General features: G+C 64.2%; 18 protein-coding genes. 12 read left to right on the top strand and 6 right to left on the bottom strand.

Translation table 11 applies throughout. From position 1 onward, the window contains the following. Positions 1-9 precede the first annotated feature (9 nt). Complete coding sequence (locus AC1DJW_RS18090; RefSeq protein ID WP_476902085.1) at positions 10-504, bottom strand: FBP domain-containing protein; 495 nt, start codon at positions 502-504, stop codon at positions 10-12. Between the two features lie 546 nt (positions 505-1,050). On the opposite strand from AC1DJW_RS18090, the gene AC1DJW_RS18085 reads away from it, so the two are divergent. From AC1DJW_RS18085 to AC1DJW_RS18055, 7 genes are all read left to right on the top strand, one after another. Then, the gene (locus AC1DJW_RS18085) at positions 1,051-2,121 is read left to right on the top strand and encodes an iron-siderophore ABC transporter substrate-binding protein (protein WP_459342701.1); all 1,071 of its coding nucleotides are present in this window, start codon (positions 1,051-1,053) and stop codon (positions 2,119-2,121) included. A 13-nt stretch (positions 2,122-2,134) separates the two neighbouring features. Further along, on the top strand, positions 2,135-3,271 hold the full coding sequence (locus tag AC1DJW_RS18080) for a FecCD family ABC transporter permease (RefSeq protein WP_284755738.1): 1,137 nt from the start codon (positions 2,135-2,137) through the stop codon (positions 3,269-3,271). Then, the gene (locus AC1DJW_RS18075) at positions 3,268-4,287 is read left to right on the top strand and encodes a FecCD family ABC transporter permease (protein ID WP_476902084.1); all 1,020 of its coding nucleotides are present in this window, start codon (positions 3,268-3,270) and stop codon (positions 4,285-4,287) included. The genes AC1DJW_RS18080 and AC1DJW_RS18075 overlap by 4 nt, the downstream gene beginning before the upstream one ends. A gap of 1 nt (position 4,288) precedes the next feature. After that, complete coding sequence (locus tag AC1DJW_RS18070; RefSeq protein WP_284755736.1) at positions 4,289-5,128, top strand: ABC transporter ATP-binding protein; 840 nt, start codon at positions 4,289-4,291, stop codon at positions 5,126-5,128. Beyond that, positions 5,125-6,252, top strand: coding sequence for a siderophore-interacting protein (locus AC1DJW_RS18065; protein ID WP_476902083.1), 1,128 nt, complete (start codon positions 5,125-5,127; stop codon positions 6,250-6,252). Before AC1DJW_RS18070 ends, AC1DJW_RS18065 begins: the two co-directional genes overlap by 4 nt. Before the next feature lie 192 nt (positions 6,253-6,444). After that, on the top strand, positions 6,445-7,341 hold the full coding sequence (locus tag AC1DJW_RS18060; RefSeq protein ID WP_476902082.1) for an SGNH/GDSL hydrolase family protein: 897 nt from the start codon (positions 6,445-6,447) through the stop codon (positions 7,339-7,341). A gap of 2 nt (positions 7,342-7,343) precedes the next feature. Beyond that, the gene (locus tag AC1DJW_RS18055; RefSeq protein WP_350225173.1) at positions 7,344-8,156 is read left to right on the top strand and encodes an SGNH/GDSL hydrolase family protein; all 813 of its coding nucleotides are present in this window, start codon (positions 7,344-7,346) and stop codon (positions 8,154-8,156) included. Between the two features lie 73 nt (positions 8,157-8,229). On the opposite strand, the gene AC1DJW_RS18050 is transcribed toward AC1DJW_RS18055, so the two are convergent. Together AC1DJW_RS18050 and AC1DJW_RS18045 are read right to left on the bottom strand one after the other, a co-directional pair. After that, positions 8,230-8,514, bottom strand: coding sequence for a YciI family protein (locus tag AC1DJW_RS18050; RefSeq protein ID WP_284755731.1), 285 nt, complete (start codon positions 8,512-8,514; stop codon positions 8,230-8,232). 61 nt (positions 8,515-8,575) lie between these two features. Continuing rightward, entirely contained in the window at positions 8,576-9,208 is a 633-nt protein-coding gene (locus AC1DJW_RS18045; protein ID WP_476902081.1) for an NADPH-dependent F420 reductase, read from the bottom strand. A gap of 121 nt (positions 9,209-9,329) precedes the next feature. Here AC1DJW_RS18045 and AC1DJW_RS18040 point away from each other — a divergent pair, with 121 nt between their 5' ends. Both AC1DJW_RS18040 and AC1DJW_RS18035 read left to right on the top strand, forming a co-directional pair. Further along, positions 9,330-9,809 carry a MarR family winged helix-turn-helix transcriptional regulator gene (locus AC1DJW_RS18040; protein ID WP_234754501.1) on the top strand — a complete coding sequence of 160 codons (480 nt, stop codon included), beginning with the start codon at positions 9,330-9,332 and terminating at the stop codon, positions 9,807-9,809. Positions 9,810-9,941: 132 nt separating this feature from the next. After that, the gene (locus AC1DJW_RS18035) at positions 9,942-10,703 is read left to right on the top strand and encodes an SGNH/GDSL hydrolase family protein (RefSeq protein WP_284755727.1); all 762 of its coding nucleotides are present in this window, start codon (positions 9,942-9,944) and stop codon (positions 10,701-10,703) included. Here the strand turns inward: AC1DJW_RS18035 and AC1DJW_RS18030 are convergent. Genes AC1DJW_RS18030 through AC1DJW_RS18020 form a run of 3 tightly spaced genes read right to left on the bottom strand, consistent with a single transcriptional unit; the run spans position 10,700 to position 13,588 of the window. Continuing rightward, complete coding sequence (locus AC1DJW_RS18030; protein ID WP_476902080.1) at positions 10,700-11,551, bottom strand: FAD:protein FMN transferase; 852 nt, start codon at positions 11,549-11,551, stop codon at positions 10,700-10,702. The two genes, AC1DJW_RS18035 and AC1DJW_RS18030, sit on opposite strands and share 4 nt — an antisense overlap. Further along, on the bottom strand, positions 11,535-12,101 hold the full coding sequence (locus AC1DJW_RS18025; RefSeq protein ID WP_284755725.1) for an FMN-binding protein: 567 nt from the start codon (positions 12,099-12,101) through the stop codon (positions 11,535-11,537). The genes AC1DJW_RS18030 and AC1DJW_RS18025 overlap by 17 nt, the downstream gene beginning before the upstream one ends. After that, entirely contained in the window at positions 12,098-13,588 is a 1,491-nt protein-coding gene (locus tag AC1DJW_RS18020; RefSeq protein WP_476902079.1) for a ferredoxin reductase family protein, read from the bottom strand. Before AC1DJW_RS18020 ends, AC1DJW_RS18025 begins: the two co-directional genes overlap by 4 nt. A 428-nt stretch (positions 13,589-14,016) precedes the next feature. Here AC1DJW_RS18020 and rpmB point away from each other — a divergent pair, with 428 nt between their 5' ends. Genes rpmB through rpsN form a run of 3 tightly spaced genes read left to right on the top strand, consistent with a single transcriptional unit; the run spans position 14,017 to position 14,728 of the window. Next, a complete protein-coding gene (gene rpmB, locus AC1DJW_RS18015; protein WP_078107326.1) occupies positions 14,017-14,253 on the top strand; it encodes a 50S ribosomal protein L28 in 237 nt (78 codons plus the stop codon). After that, on the top strand, positions 14,253-14,420 hold the full coding sequence (gene rpmG / locus AC1DJW_RS18010) for a 50S ribosomal protein L33 (RefSeq protein WP_003798558.1): 168 nt from the start codon (positions 14,253-14,255) through the stop codon (positions 14,418-14,420). Before rpmB ends, rpmG begins: the two co-directional genes overlap by 1 nt. Before the next feature lie 2 nt (positions 14,421-14,422). Then, entirely contained in the window at positions 14,423-14,728 is a 306-nt protein-coding gene (gene rpsN, locus AC1DJW_RS18005; RefSeq protein ID WP_028267656.1) for a 30S ribosomal protein S14, read from the top strand. The last annotated feature ends 488 nt before the right edge of the window (positions 14,729-15,216 follow it).

The following is a 15,216-nucleotide window of genomic DNA, read 5'->3' as shown; positions in this document are numbered from 1 at the left end:
GCGGACCGGCTACTTTCCTTGGACCCGCCCCAGGAACTTGGCGGTCCGGGACTGTAGCCCGGCGATTTGGCGAATGACGACGGCGGCCGGGTCGGGATTGATCTCATTCGCCGGGGGCTCCTTCCGGACGTTGGCGCAGCAGCCGAATTCTGCACAGATCAACGTCCCCACGGTGTTGCCGTCGCGACCCGATTGGCCCGCGCGCTTGGCAACCCAAAGATAGACATCGTCCTTGGAAAACACGTCGCGGCACAGTTCGCAAAGGACCGAGCGCTTCCTGTCGGAGCCTCCCTCGGGTGCGCGCAGCATGATGCCAGTGAGGGAATCATCGTTCGGGAGGACGAGGTAGCCCCGCATGGGCATCTTTTCGTCGCGCCAGCCAAGGAATTCGAGGTTGGCCCAGTCGAGGGAATCAAAGTCCTTCGGGAGGCTGAGTTTGGCGGCCTCCGAGCGGCTCGCATTGATGAATGAGGAACGGATTTGTTGAGCGGTGATTTTCTGCACGGCAAAGTTCTTTCAGATCGTGTGGGCTCCGAAGAGCAAGGACGCTGGCGTCTGGCGATCCGAGGGCACGGCAAAGGAACCTTAGCGTGCTTCTAGTGCAGGGACGGCGGGGTTAGTTCCCCTGACCGCCGAGCGGGATGGCCGACGTAGAGGGGGCTGCAAAGCAGGCCAAAACGGCCACCTCGCCAACCATGGCAGTGCCAACGTGTGTAGTGCGCATGCTCATCCTCTCGATCTTCGCCGCTTTCACGGCCCTGGCCAGTTCGTTGAATCAACCGGCTCTGTCATCTTTGCAAATGCGGTACCCGGTGTCCAAAGGATCCCGTGCGTTCTAGTCGCGGCGAGCCCTGACGCCCGCTCACTTTTGGGGCATTTACTGACGACGGTCGCTCACTAGATGTGAGGGAGCGTCCGCGTTTTGGCCGCGATACGTGAGCGAGCATCGGGGGGTCCAAGCGAAGCGAATTACGCGACGCAAACGTTTCGTAATTATTCGAAGGGTAGGCTAGCCTTACTTAGGTTTGCATCACTTACCTAAGGAGTCCCGTGGCTTCCCGCCCCTCACGCCGTGCCCTGCTGAAGACCGCAGGTGCAGCGACCGCAGCCCTTGCCGCCGTCGCACTGTCACTCACCGCTTGCTCGACCGGCTCAACAACCGCCAGTTCTGCGACAACGCCGGCCTCCAGCGGCCAGTTCCCGGTCACTATCAAGAACGTCTTCGGTGAGACCACCATCAAGTCGCAACCGCAACGCGTGGTAACCGTCTCGTGGGTCAACGACGACGTCGCCTTGGCTCTCGGCGTCGTGCCCGTCGGGGTCCCGAAAAACGAATGGGGCAACAACGGCAAGGGTTCCACCCCCTGGAAGGACGCCGCGCTTGAGAAGTTGGGTGCCGGCTTTGGCACCGCGAAGGCGCCAGCCCAGTTCTCCGAGGCCGACGGCATCAACTTCACGGAGATCGCCAAGCTGGCACCGGACGTCATCCTTGCCGCCTATTCCGGCCTGACCGAGGCGGACTACAAGAAGCTCTCCGAAATTGCCCCCGTGGTGGCGCAGCCCGAACTCGCGTATGGCACGTCGTGGCAGGATGCGACCACCATCATCGGCAAGGCCCTCGGAAAAACCCCGGAGGCAGCCAAGCTCGTCTCGGACACTGAAGCTACCATCAAGAACAAGGTTTCCGCGTTCCCGCAGCTCGCCGGCAAGTCGTTCATCTACGGCAACCTTGAGCCTGCGAAGGGCGACGGCGTCAACGTCTACACAGCCAACGACAACCGACCGCGTTTCCTCTCCGAAATCGGCATGACGCTCGCCCCCGTGGTGCAGAACGCCAGCAAGGGCTCCAAGGAATTTTTCGTTCCGTGGTCCGCCGAAAAGGCCAACGAGCTTTCCTCGGACGTCTTCGTGACCTGGGTACCGGATTCCAAAACCACTGACCAAATCATGCAGGACCCCCTGCTGGGCCAGATCCCCGCCATCAAGAAGGGCGCCCTGGTCGCCGACTCCGACAACACCCTCACCCTGGCGATCTCCGCATCCTCGCCCCTGAGCCTGCCGTGGGCACTGGACATGTTCCTGCCCCAGCTCGCCAAGGGCGCCGACGCGGCCGCCAAGTAGCGATACGCCTGACATGACACAGAGCACGACGACGGCGGGCCCACCTTCCGCGGGCGGAACTGCGCGCGAACTGGCAGCTCATGACCGTCAAATCGCCTCCAAAGGGCAACACCTGCCAGTTCGCGCGAAGGCCGGGCCCGACGTCGGGGGCCGGGGACGCGGCAACCGCGCCACCTGGCTGGTGGCCGCCGTCGTCGTGCTTGCGCTTGTCTGTGCGGCCTCGCTCGCGATCGGTGCCAGGGACATGTCCATTGAAACCGTCTGGCAGGCACTCACACAGTTCAATCCCGATGACGGCAACCACGCGGTGGTCCACACCCGCATTCCACGCACGGTGCTCGGCCTCGTCGCGGGAGCTGCCCTCGGCCTTGCGGGCGCCGCGATGCAGGGAGTCTCCCGGAACCCCCTGGCCGACCCGGGCATCATGGGCGTCAACGCGGGGGCGGCACTGGCCGTGGTCGCCGGGATCTACCTTTTCGGTATCTCGGGGGCGAGCGGCTACATCTGGTTCGCTTTCGTCGGTGCCGCGGCGGCCGCCGTCGTCGTCTATCTGATTGCGTTGATGGGACGGGACGGTGCGACGCCGGTGAAGCTCGCTTTAGCGGGGGCGGCGCTGAGCGCGGGACTCTACTCGTTGATGAACGTCATCCTGGTTTCGAGCCAGGACACCCTGGACCGCTTCCGTTTCTGGCAGGTGGGTGGAATCGCCGGCAACGACTGGTCGGTGGTGTTGACCGGGCTGCCGTTCCTGCTGCTTGGGGCGTTGATCGTGCTGGGCAGCGGCCGGATCCTCAACAGCCTGGCCCTCGGTGACGACGTTGCCCGCGGACTCGGCCAGAATGTGGTGCTGGCCAGGGGCGTCACCGCGCTCGGAATCGTGCTGCTCTGCGGATCGGCCACGGCGTTGGCTGGTCCCATCGGATTCGTCGGACTCGTGGTTCCACATGCCGTGCGCTTCTTTACGGGCCCGGACTACCGCTGGATCCTGCCGTTCTCGATGGTTCTCGCACCGGCACTCCTGCTGGTTTCGGACGTGATCGGCCGCGTGGTGCTGCTGCCGGGCGAAGTTCCCGCGGGCATCATGACGGCCATCGTCGGTGCTCCCGTCTTCGTGTGGCTCGTCCGCCGGGGCAAGGGGGCCTCGCTATGAACCCCCGCAGCAGGACCGCACTCCTGGGCGCCGGCGTCGTCATCCTCTTTGCGGTGACGGTGCTCCTTGGCAGCTACACGGTCACCATCCCCGATTTCTTCAGGATAATTGCGGTCCAGCTGGCGGGCGGCGAGAAGATCCCGGGCGCAAGCTTCATCGTCATGGAGAACAAACTGCCAAGGGCCGTGCTCGGAATCTTGATCGGTGTCGCGTTCGGCCTCTCGGGCGGGCTCTTCCAGACCATGCTCCGCAACCCGCTCGCAAGCCCCGACGTCATCGGCATCAGTTACGGTGCGAGCGCTGCGGCGGTCCTGGCCATTGTCGTGTTCGGCGCATCCGGTGCCGCCGTGTCCGCAGCCGCGCTCGCTGGTGCGATCGGCGTCGCTGTTGTCATCTACGCCATTTCGCGCGGCGGCTCGGGCAGCCGGCGCGCGAACGCGGCAGGCAATCGACTGATCCTCGCCGGAGTAGGTATCGCCGCCGCATTGGGGGCGGTGGTGAACTTCCTCATGACCCGGGCGGACATCCGGACAGCCTCCGAGGCCCTCATTTGGCTCAACGGTTCCCTGAATTCAGCCAATTGGGAGCGCGTGGGCGTCCTCCTCGCTTCGCTCGCGGTGCTCGTTCCCGCCCTAGCCTTCCTCGCCGGACCGCTGCGCATGCTCGAACTCGGGGACGACGCCGCGGCCGGACTGGGAATCCGCGTGAACGCCGTACGTTTCGGACTGGTGATCACCGCCGTCGCGCTCGCAGCAGTGGCGACGGCGGCTGCCGGGCCGGTTGCCTTCGTCGCCTTCCTTGCCGGGCCGATCGCGCGGCGGGTTGTCGGGTGGCCCAGCCTCCCGGCGTCGGCGTTCACTGGCGCCTTGATCGTCCTCGCGGCCGACTATTTCGCGTACAACGTGGCACCCCTGATTCTGGCCGGTACCGTCCTGCCGGTCGGCGTCATTACCGGCGCCCTCGGTGCTCCATTCCTGCTGTGGCTCCTGGCCACGTCCAACCGAAAGGAAGCCTGACATGGCACAACTGAGCGCACGCGGCTTGACGCTCCAATACGAGCAGCGAAGGGTGGTCGAAGGACTCTCGACGCATATCCCCGAAGGCAAAGTGACCATGATCGTGGGCGCCAACGCCTGCGGAAAATCCACCTTGCTCCGAGGGCTCTCCAGGCTCTTGAAGCCGAGCACCGGCGTCGTCACCTTGGATGGCAAGGACATCCACTCCCGCCCGGCCCGCGAACTCGCCCGCACGCTCGGCCTCCTTCCGCAACACCCCCTTGCCCCGGACGGCATCACCGTCCGCGAACTCGTGGGCCGCGGACGGTATCCGCACCAAGGATTCTTCCGCAGTTGGAGGACTGGTGACCTGTCGTTGCATGATCTCGCGGTACAGCGCGCACTCGAGACCACTTCTACTCTTGAGCTTGCTGAACGGAACATCGATGAATTGTCCGGCGGGCAACGCCAAAGGGTATGGATCGCCATGGCCCTGGCACAGGAGACGGACGTCCTGCTCCTCGACGAGCCCACCACCTACCTTGACCTGGCACACCAAGTGGAGGTGCTGGACCTGGTCACCGATCTTAACCGCAGCCGCGGAACCACCGTGGCCATCGTGTTGCACGACCTCAACCTGGCCGCGCGCTACGCGGACCACGTCATCGCCATGAAGGCAGGGGCAATCGTCGCCGAAGGGCCCGCACTCGCAGTGGTCACCGAGGACCTGGTTCGCGAAGTTTTTGGCTTGGAGGCCCGGGTGGTTCCGGATCCAATTTCGGGCACCCCGCTCATTCTCCCGATCGGCCGCCACCACACCGCCGCTCCCGCAACACCCCTCGAATTGGAGTTCGCATCATGAACGCAGACGCCGCTGTGCGGAACGCCATCACGGAGCCGATGACCCTGGCCTTCGACGTCACTGTCACCGCCGTCGAGGATCTAGGGCCCAATTTCCGGCGCATCACCTTCGGGGGATATTGCCTGCGCGGATTCGGGGTTTCGGGGGACACCCTGGACCTGCGCATCAAACTCATGATTCCCTCGCTCGACGGCGACAGTCGCCCACTGCCGTTGCCCGCCTTCAACACGGGCGACGCCGGTTGGTACCAAGAGTGGTTGGCGATGGATTCCGCGGTGCGCGGATCGATGCGGACCTACACGGTGCGGAACGAGAGGCTCGACGCCGTTCACCCGGAAATCGACGTCGACTTCGTGATGCACTTCGACGACGACGACGGCGGCGGTGGTGGTGGCACCCGCGGCGCTAGCGGCGGCGCGGCGCGGCCCGGCGTCGACGGCGGTGCGGCTCACCTGACAGGCGGCCCTGCGGCCAACTGGGCGCTCGCCGCGAAACCGGGGGATTCGATCACCATCATCGGCCCTAACAACCGGGCAGCCCACTGCGTCACCGCTGAAACATACTCCGGCATCGAATGGCGTCCCGGCTTGGCGCAACGGGTCCTCCTTGCCGGCGACGAAACAGCAGTCCCCGCCATCGGCGCGATCCTGGAGTCCCTGCCCGCGGAAATCACAGGGCATGCCTTCCTTGAGGTGCCCGAGGCCGGCGATTTCCAAGACCTCGCCACAGACGCCGACATCCAAATCACCTGGCTCGCGCGCGGCGCGGCGCTCGGCCGGTCCCGACCCCACGGTGAGTTGCTCAAGGAAGCCGTCCGCGGAGCTGTACCCGTCCCGGGGTGGGTTGGCATCGTCTCGCTCGACGGCGCCGCCGGCCCTGAACCCGAAGACGTCAACGTTGACCAGGACATCTTGTGGGAAACGCCGCTGCGGATGGACACGGCCGCGATCGAAGCGAGCCGCAACCCGGGCCTTCCCGCTGGCGCTTTGCCGTTCTACGCCTGGATAGCAGGCGAGGCAGGGGTCATCAAAGAGCTACGCCGGTATCTTGTCCGGGATGTGGGGATCGACCGGAAGCAGGTGGCGTTCATGGGCTACTGGCGCAAGGGGAAAGCCGAACTCTGACCCGCCCCTCCGACGCTCGCTCACGTATATCGGCCTTTTCTCCGACGCTCGCTCACGTATGCGGCCGAAAGCGGGAACGCTCGCTCACAGCACAGGTGAGCGAGCGTCCGGCCGAAAGGCGCTATAGGTGAGCGAGCGTCGAATTAACCTGGGCTTTGCCGGCGGGCAACCGGGCGGGGCTACGCTGGCGTCGTGGCTGGGAACGTGCTTGATGCTGACCAGAACGGACGACGGCGGTTTGTTGCCTTGGGCGATTCCTTCACCGAGGGCGTGGGGGACCGGAACGAGGCCCTACCGAACGGCGTCCGGGGCTGGGCCGACCGCGTCGCCGAGAAACTGGCCAAGGCCGAACCGGGCTGGGAGTACGCCAATCTTGCCGTGCGGAGCAAGCGGCTCCGCCATATCGTCGAAGAGCAATTGGACCGTGCGTTGGCCATGGAACCCACTCTCATCACGCTTTACGCTGGCGGCAACGACATCCTGGACTTCGGCACGGACATGGACCTGCTCATGGCCGAGTACGAAAGACTCGTGGGCCGCCTCGCAGCCACGGGAGCCACCTTGGTCTTGTTCACGGGGTACGACGTCAAGGTCTCGGCCGTGCTGGAACCCTTCAAGAAGCGGAATGCCCTCTACAACGAGCGCGTCCGCGAACTGGCCGCCAAGTACGGGGCCGTGCTGGTGGATTATTGGTGCCTTGACGCTTACCACGACCGCCGGATGTGGGCCTCGGACCGCCTCCACATGTCCAAAGCCGGGCACAAATACATGGCGGCGCAGGTACTTGATCACCTCGGCGTACCGCATAAGTTCTCGCCCAAGGACTGGGAACCGCCGCAACGGCTCAGGTTGCGCGATTGGGTACGGCGTCAACGCCGCTGGGTGAACGACTGGGTGCTGCCCTTGTTCGGCCGGAAGCTTCGCGGTGTCACGCTCGGGGACAGCCTTGGCCCACGCTGGCCGGAGCCCGTGAAAGTGCCACGGAAGGCCGGGCTGCGAAAACTCGCGGAACGCCAAGCCGCCGCTGCGGGCTCGGCTCACGCCGGAAGCAACGCACAAGGCAAGGCTCAAAACAACGGGGGGACATGACCATGGCCATGCATACACCGCTGCGATTCGTCGCCGTCGGAGATTCGTTCACTGAAGGTGTCGGCGACACCGACCTTCGTCTGCCCAACGACTGCCGCGGCTGGGCCGACCGTGTGGCCGAGGAACTGGCCAGGCACCGGCCGCAGACGCAGTACGCCAACCTGGCCCTCCGGGGCCGTCGCCTCAAGCAGATCGTGGCTGAACAACTTGAGCCGGGACTCGCGATGGCTCCCACGCTGGTCAGTTTCCACGCCGGCGGCAACGATCTCCTCGGCGCACGGCTGGACATGCGCACACTGGTCCGTGGATTCGAGGACGCCGTTGCCCGGATCGCCCAAAGTGGTTCCCAGGTCCTCCTGTTCACCGAGTACAACGTGCCGCTCTCGCCGGTGTTGGAGCCGCTCAAGCTGCGCACGGCGGTTTTCAACAAGCACATCCGGCGCATTTCCGCAGCCTACGGAACGCTTCTGGTGGACCATTGGTGCTTCGAAAAGTACCAGGACCGCCGGATGTGGGCTCTGGACCGGCTGCACATGTCCGGCATCGGACACGAATACATGGCCAAGAAAGTCCTGGAGGTGTTGGGTGCCGCGCACTCGCTGGGCTCTCCGGGGCTCGGGCCGCTGCAGCCGCGGGGCCGCGCCGAGAAAATGGCCGACGACGCCGCGTGGCTCAGGCGCGACGTGGCGCCGTGGCTTTCGCGTCGCTTCAGGGGAGTGTCGAGCGGGGATCACCTGAGCGCCCGCTGGCCGGCCCTTATGCCGGTGGTCTTGCCGGAGCGACTGGGCGCGTCCCCTGAGCCAGCCAGGCTTTGAAGGGGTCAGCGTCACGCCTGACAACTTTTTGGCGGCGGTGTGCTCTGCGTGACGCCCCGGAGCTGTAACCCGACTAGTCCAGCAGGTTTTCGAACCCCGCAGATGCGCTGGTGACCGTGAATTCGATGATCTCGAAGTCGGCTACCCCGTTGACGTAGAACGGATCCGTCGCCAGGGAAGCGTCCAGTGTCGCACGATCGACGTTGGACAACAGCACACCCCCGATGGCTGGAACGCGACGTCCGGATGCAAGGAAAGTGCCGGCGTCGAACGCTTCTTTGACCCAATCCATGTGTGCGGGGCGGTGGAAATCGACGATCTCGTCAGGAACTTTGTATGTCAGCGAAACGACGAACATGCCGCCCAGCCTACAACGCGGAGGGCGGCCGCAACGGGCCGCCCTCCGAAACCAGAAGACCTTACGGCAGCAGCTTGACTGCAGAGTTCCAGTTGAAGTCGGGGTGAGTGTCGCTGATCTGGAGCGTCATGACGAGCAACTGGAAGGCTTCCAGCTCACGCGATCGGCGCAGCGGTCCGACGTTCACCGGACGCAGCCCGGCACCTTTGACGAAGTCGACGACGGCGGCCGTCGCCTCGGTGTCGTCGCCCGCCACGAGTACATCGAGGGTCTGGCCGTCCACTTCGCCCTCCGCGAGCGTGGCGGCGAAGACGGTGTTGAAGGCCTTCACTACCGATGCGCCGGGGACCAAGGCCTGCAGTTCTTCGGCGGCCGAGGTCCCGGCGGGAACGGTGAGGGAATCGAAGGTCTCGAAGTTCACGGGGTTGGAGATGTCCACGATCGTCTTGCCGTTGAGCGCTGAGCCATAGGAAGAAAGGACTTCTTTGGAGGCCTCGAACGGAGTGGCCAGAACCACGATGCTGCCTTCCACCGGAGACCCCGTGATGCCGGAGGTTCCGTTGACCGTCGCCGCCAGTGCAGCAGCAGAGCCGGCGTCGCGGCTCAGGACCTGGACGCTTTTGCCTGCCGTCGCCGCGCGGGCCGCAATGCCGGACGCCATGTTGCCGGTACCGATGATGGTGATGTCAGCCATTGTTGTTTCCTTTGCTCGAGTGCCCATGATTAGTTCATGTTCATTTAGTTGAAGCTTCAACTAAAACAGTAATGATCTTAAGTTGAAGTGTCAAGCATTGATTTCCTTCTAAGATGAATCCATGACCGAACCGCGCTGGCTCAATGCCGACGAACGCCGTGCCTGGCTGGCCCTCCTGAGCATCAACACCCTTCTGCCCGCAGCCCTGGACACCCAACTGCAAGCGGCCGGCAAATTGTCGCTGTTCGACTACAACGTGCTCGCCATGCTGTCCGAAGCGGAGGGGCGTTTCCTGCCGATGAGTGAGCTTGCCGCCCGCACCAGTGCTTCCTTGTCGAGGTTGTCGCACGTCGTCACCAAGCTGCAGAGACGCGGTTGGGTGGAGCGTGAGGCCCATCCGGGCGATGCACGCGTCACTGTGGCGCACCTGACGGAGGCAGGCATGGACACCATCGTGTCCCTCGCCCCGGGGCATGTGGATGCGGTCCGTGCCTTGATGTTGGACGCCATGACCGACGACGACGTTGCGGACCTCGCGCGGATCGGCGAGAAGATCGTGGCCCGGCTGGACGACGACCACTGGATCCTGCGCGAACGCTAAGCCTCGCGCCGGCCGCCAAACCGCGGGCGGGCGGCTGCGGGCGCCGGCTGGCGGCGACGCTTACGATGGCCGCGCCCTGAGCAGCCGCCACCGCGCGTGACGGCCGCCCCGCACGGATGAAAGACTGGCGCCATGGATTTTTCTGCCCGGTATGTGGCATTGGGTGACTCTTTCACCGAAGGACTTGGCGACGCTGACCCATCGCGCCCCAACGGAGTCAGGGGATGGGCGGACCTCGTCGCCCATCAATTGGCACAAAGCAACGACAATTTCGGCTACGCCAACCTGGCCATCCGCGGCAAGAAGCTCCGGCAAGTCATGGCAGAACAGGTGGACTCCGCTGTCGCGCTTCAACCGACGCTGGTGACCCTGTACGCGGGAGCGAACGACATCTTCCGACCCAAAGTCGATATCGACAGGCTCATGGAGGACTACGAAGCCGGCATCGAGAAGCTAAGCGCTACCGGCGCCACGTTGCTTCTCTTTACCGGTTTCGACGCCCGCAGTTCCAAGGTTTTCGGCACCATGCGCGGACGCACCGCGATCTACAACGAGCTGGTGCGGGAAATCGCTGAAAACCACGGTGCGCTGCTGGTGGACTATTGGCGCTTCAGCGAATACCACGACTGGCACATGTGGGCGCAGGACCGGATGCACATGTCCACTGCTGGCCACATCAACATGGCCAACCGTGTCCTGGCCGTCCTGGAGCACGAAGGTTCCCTTGAAGTCCCTCCTCCTGTCACGCAACCCCAGCTTGCTCGGGCGGAAGCGTTGTGGGCCAACGCGCGTTGGGCCCGTGAACATGCCGCCCCGTGGGTGGTCCGCCGCGTTACGGGCAAGTCTTCAGGTGACGGCCTTAGCCCGAAGTACCCGCAGCTCACCCGGCCCTAACTGGGCTGAGCGGCAAGTTTCCGGAAACCCGGCGTAGCGAGCAGTCCGCCGTCGTTCTTCACCGCGAGCACGTCAACGTCCCAGCGCGACGCAGTCAGCGTGAGCGTTCCGGCACCGCCCGCCATGATGGCCGTGGCCAGGACGTCGGCCGTGATGATGTCGGCCGCTGCCACTGAAACCTGGCGGAACCCCTGGTCCCGCGCCGATTGGAGGCCCGCGGACCAAATGTGGTGGCCGCGTTCGCTCGTTCCCGAGGTCGCCAGCGCGTGCTTGCCCTTGCTGCCGAGCGGAAACGCAGTCAGGAGCGTCGTCCGATCCTCCGGGTCAATAATCCCTGCCAGCCACGGCCGCGCAGTGCCCGGCGTCGGCGAACCGGCCACAAGGACATCCCCGCCCGCGTTGAGGCACCAATCCTTCAGCCCCAGCGCGAGCAGCGACGTTCCGGCTTCCCGTATCGCATGTCCCTTGACGATCCCGGCCAAGTCCACGACGCCGTCGGGCCGTTCCGCCGTGAACGCACCTTCCGTGAGGCTGCGCCAGTGGACAGCCTCGACATACAGCCGGCGCATGTCCACGGAGGCGTCCCTCAGGGCCAGCTCGCCCCGCGCCATCGCGCTCGCCTCCGAGTCGGGACGGTAGAGGCTAAACGTCCGGTCCAACCCCGTGAACAACTGCTCGACGACGGCGGTGGCCGCCTCGAGTTCCTCCACCGCGGCTTGGGGAGCCGTCCTTGTAGCAGCTGGGATGGCGAGGCTCACCACGGTGCCCATGCTCGTGAACGTTCGGGAGCGAAGACGGGGCTCCGCAGCGTCTTGTCCGGGCCCGTTGGGCTTAGAAATGGGCTGCATCGAGGGCCGCCTGGAGGGATGTCAAATATGCCTCGCTGGTATAGGTGGCCCCGCCGATGGTCTGCACGTTCGCCGACTGGGCGCTCAGCACTTCGGAGCGGAGCAGGGGTGCTGCCCTGGCGCTGATCTGGACGGATCGTTGCTCTTGGTCGGTCAGATGCAGGGCTGTGACATCCGTGATCACGCCGGCCTTGATGGTTACCTGGACCTGGACCGTTCCGAATCGGGTCTCCACCGCCGTGCCCGCGTAGGTGCCGCCTGCCTTGGCCGAGGCCCCCAGAGTGGAACTGGAACTCGACCCCGTGCTGGAACTCGACCCCGTGCTGGAACTGGAGCCGGCTCCGGTTCCCGAGGACGATCCTGAAGCGCTGCTCCCGGTGGTTCCATTCGCCGTCGAGCCCGTGCCTGAAGCGGTACCGCCTGTGTCTCCCGTGGAGGAGGTCGTGACGGCCGATGCGTTCGAGTCCGCCACGTGCGCCCCTGCCTGCCAACCGACCAGGAGGATGGCGGCCGACGCCAGCGCTGCTGAAATTCCTGCCCTGAGTCTCACCAGTCAAACCTTTCGTAGTGGAGTTGTTCCTCCCGGACGCCGGACCTTTTTGCCTCAGCCAGCACCTGGCGGGCCCAAGTAGATGGGCCGCAAATGTACACATCCGCGTCGGTGATGGCCGGTACGAAGTCGCGCAGCCGCGAGGTGCCGGCAGAGGCTGGCAACCAGGCGCTTTGAGGATTCCCGGACCGCGGGCCAGTCAGATGGAAGAGCGTGGCACCACGCTTCCGGCACAATTCAAGGATCTCGTCGCCAAGGAATAGCTCTTCCTTGCTGCTGCCGCGCAACAGGACGGTCGCCTGGCCGGGAGCGAAGGGTGTGGATTCCAGGAGCGCCCGGAGGGGCGTGATTCCGATTCCTGCGCCGATCATCACGACGTGTTCCCGGCTCCGGGCTGCCGTGCTGAAGACCCCGTACGGACCTTCGATGGCTACCTTCGTTCCCGGTTTGAGCGAAGCCAGCCGGGCCGAACCCGCACCCAGGTTCCGGACGGTGATCCGCAAGGTGGGCTGTTGGGCGGGCCGCCCATATGACGTGCCCGACGGCGGCATGATCGGTTCCGCCGACAGGCTGAACGGATGCGCCTGCCACCACATGCCGGGGGCAAGGAAGCGCCAGACGAAGAACCGGCCGCCGTTTCCCGACAACTTATTCAATCGCAGGCCACTCATTTCGATGCTGAAGACGCCAGGCGCAAGGGGTACCACGCGCCGCACGGTCAGTTGGTGCCGGTAGGTAGCTAACACGGGCTGGGCAATACGGAACCAAGCCAGCGCCGAGCCTGTTCCTATGTAAAGCAGCAGCCAGTACCAGCGCTGCCAGGTGCCTTCGGCGAACAAACCGCCCACACTGAATTGGTGCGGTAAGGCGACGGCTACTGCCAAATACGTGAGCAGGTGGACGAAGTACCAGAATTCGTAGGGAAAGCGGCGCCGAACAGCCACAAGCGAGGTGACCACTACGGCAATGAACAAGGCCATGGAGACGAACGCCAACCACATATCGGGTACCAACACCCAGAGCGAAACGGCCTCGCTCACGGGGTTCAGGCCCTCGGCCATGCCGTAGCCGGTTGCCACGAGAAGTCCATGCGCCAGCAACAGGTACAGTGCCGGTTTGCCTAGCTTCCGGTGGAATTCCAACGCCCTGTCATGCCCCACCGCGCCGTCCACGAAAGGCAGGCGCGCCGCGAGCAGAAGCATCAGGAAGACCAGGTCCATGCCGGCAAGCCCGGCCAGGATCCCGACGGCGGTGACCGCTTGGGTGAGGTTCCCGACCGACGACATCCCGCCGTCGGCGAGCCACAAAGCCAGCGCCGCTGCGAGGGAAGCCCACAGCGCAACGGTGAGCATGTCCGTCCGGAACATGCGTCGGCGATGCTGCGCAGCGAACCTTCCCTTGGCGGAATTGCGCCGCTCGGGCGCTGGAGGCTGACCCGGGGACGCACCCACACGTTGGCCTGGGGAGGCGAGGAGTTGTGACTTCATGTCTCAAGATTGAACTCTCAACCTTTCGATCTCCTGTGAGGGGACTAGCCTCCGCTTATGATTTGAGGAACTGGTTCTTATACACGCGATTGGTCTTAATTTCCCCCAGCCCCTAGACTTATTAGGCGCTAGGTGGCGCGGAGCGTGTGCAATTGCTCCGGTTGGCGGTGACTGTTGGCAACAACAGGAGATCCGCGGGCCGGTAGTTAGGGGCTCAAGTTGCGTGCATTCCAGTATTCGCCCAGTATTCCGGCCTGTTGTCCGGACCCACTACCTTCGCCGCAGCGGTGATCATTGGCTGATTTCAGTCGAGGGATGCACCCTGTGGGAACTACCGAAAACGGTGTGGACTGGTTGCGGACGTCGCCTATTGCACGGGAAGTAGGAACTCTGCTTGCCGTTTCATTTTATTTTTTAGGAGAGTCGTCATGGCAGCAAACTGCCAGGTGACCGGAGCCGAGCCGGGCTTTGGACACAGCATTTCGCACTCGCACCGCCGCAACAAGCGTCGGTTCGACCCCAACATCCAGAAGAAGCGCTACTGGGTTCCGTCCCTGCGCCGTAATGTCACGCTGACCCTGTCGGCCAAGGGCATCAAGACCATCGACGTTCGCGGCATCGACGCAGTCGTCGCCGAAGTTCTGGCTCGTGGGGTGAAGCTCTAGTGGCAAAGGACAAGGACGTACGTCCGATCATCAAGCTGAAGTCGACTGCGGGAACCGGTTACACCTACGTGACCCGCAAGAACCGTCGTAACGACCCGGACCGCCTGGTCCTGAAGAAGTACGACCCCAAGATCCGCCAGCACGTCGAATTCCGAGAGGAGCGCTAAACATGGCTAAGAAGTCCAAGATTGCTCGCAACGAGCAGCGCAAGGTCATCGTTGAGCGTTACGCTGCCAAGCGTCTCGAACTGAAGAAGACCCTGGTTGACGCCAACGCGACTGACGAAGCACGCGAAGAGGCTCGCCTCGGCCTGCAGAAGCTGCCCCGCAACGCCTCCCCGATCCGTCTGCGTAACCGCGACATCATCGACGGCCGCCCGCGCGGTACCTTCCAGAAGTTCGGTATCTCCCGTGTTCGCTTCCGCGACATGGCTCACCGTGGTGAGCTCCCGGGCATCACCAAGTCTTCCTGGTAATCCAGAAGCACTAGAAGGGCCGGCGACCGTTTGGTTGCCGGCCCTTCTTGCGTTTAAGGCGACGGGTTCCGGGCTCCGATGCGTCGGGTGTCCGGATTCGGCGGGTTTCGAGGCTTGGCGATTAGTGGTGCAGCACACAGTGCCGAATTACGACGCCGGCGGCTTCCTTTTGCGCTCGACCGACTGTTTTGTCCCGGATTACCGCGGTTCTTGCTCGCCTGAGGCGTGATTTGCGTGGGGTCTTTGGGGTGTGTAAAGTAGATCGAGTCGCCGCCGCTGATGCGGAAAAATTGCGACGGACTCCCTTTCAAATGGAAACCAAATTCCTGGTTCGCTTTTTTGCGTTCCGGTGCGGTTTCCGGGGGTCGCGGATGGTGTTTTGTCCGGCGTGGTTCCCGGTTTCGGGAGTTGTGCGGGGAGAGCGTGTCTGGTAAGTTTGGAAAGTTGCTCCGGAGCGATCCTGGACCCTTTGGTGGGTGTGGGTGGTG

This window comes from Arthrobacter sp. 05L417 (assembly GCF_056397865.1).
The sequence above is the reverse complement of the archived record's forward strand: the minus strand, read 5'-3'. Positions and strand labels throughout refer to the sequence as shown.